Here is a 1,403-nt window from a genome sequence, read left to right as displayed (position 1 = left end):
ATAAGAATTTAGTGTCTATTTCCTCTCCATTTACTAAAAACTGACTTCTCTCAATCACCACATCATAAGTAGGTTTTTTCTCTGTTTTTACAAAAATGTTATAGGTAAGAGTAGTGTTGTATTCCTGTTCTCCTATTTTTAATATAAGTACATCTTCAACGGCATAAGTAGCGGTTGGGAATAAATGAGGGGTTATTGTGAGCATAAAATTTTATACTTTTCAAAGATGAAAAATTTGTATTTATATCCTGTTTTTTTCTTTCTTTAAATATCCGTTGATTTGGTATAGTGTATAAAGAAAATTCACAGAAAAAACTTACTAGATAAAGAATTAGCAATATTACAAGCCTTTTCCAACCCATTTTCATAAAAAATATAGAAAATAGAAGAATGAAAGGATATACTAATACTATCCAAAAAAAACAAGCAAATAATATTGTCATTATAGCTGAAAATAGATAATCAAAACAGAAACAAGAATTTTCAGCATATATTCTATCAAAAAAGCGATGTGCCTGTGGATAATTGTAATATACAATAGATAAAAATATAAATACCAAAAATAGCAACACCTGTGCTCTATATATATTATGAGTATATTTTCTTAAAAAACATAAATATTTGTTCATATAAAATCATTTTCCTGCAACATAACCAAAGTATCCATCTTCAAAGGCATCAAAAGAAACTGTCCAAGATTCTATTTTTGCCCAAGTAAATACATCAAGAGTTATTGTTTTTTTACTCTCATCTATACTAATTTTTTTTAACCCTACCCAATGTGAAGGTATTAAAGATTTTGTCTTTGTATTATACTTAAAATTATCACTCTTCATTAGAAGAGCAATTTTATAACCATTTGTAAGCTTACTACTTAGTTCCGTAAAAGAATCTTTTGCTCCATTCCATTTACTAGTAAATAAATTAGTGTCATTTATAATTTTTGAATATCCAAGTATTTTTTCCATCATCTTTGCTACATCTTTAGGCAAGGATAATCCTGCTAGCCCTTCTTCTATTCCTCCCACATTAAGTGCATCTGGGTCATAATCCCAAAAATCATTCAAATGATCTCTAATTGTTGTTAAAAATACAAAATCTACTTCCCAAATAGGCAAATTATAGAAAGATTGTTTTGGATATTCTTTGTCTGTAGTTTTATAATTGAGTAGGTGTTCATCACTATCAATTTTAATAGAATAATCTGTTTTTTTTATAGTAGCCTCTCCATACTGATGCATATCAGAAATATATTGTTCATACGTGTTATAATCATTTTTGCATAGTAAATAAGCTATAACGGCTATACCACACAAAGAAGAGTCTCCTTGATCTATATATGGATTGGTTTTTCTTGATGAAAGTTGGTTTTTCAAGTTATTTCTATCTATCCATTTAAACCT

2 protein-coding genes are annotated in these 1,403 nt (G+C 27.8%); both read right to left on the bottom strand.

All coding sequences use genetic code 11. The features are described from left to right. Positions 1 to 205, bottom strand: a 205-nt coding sequence (locus OO775_RS12580; protein ID WP_264847557.1) for a hypothetical protein, incomplete at its 3' end; no start/stop codon positions are given. Between the two features lie 430 nt (positions 206 to 635). After that, positions 636 to 1,403 (bottom strand): hypothetical protein (locus OO775_RS12575; protein ID WP_264847556.1); only part of this gene is annotated, 768 nt, incomplete at its 5' end.

The sequence above is a fragment of the Capnocytophaga catalasegens genome, assembly GCF_026005215.1.
Taxonomy (GTDB): domain Bacteria; phylum Bacteroidota; class Bacteroidia; order Flavobacteriales; family Flavobacteriaceae; genus Capnocytophaga; species Capnocytophaga catalasegens.
Note: the sequence above shows the minus strand (reverse complement) of the source record. Positions and strands in the feature narration are given on the sequence as shown.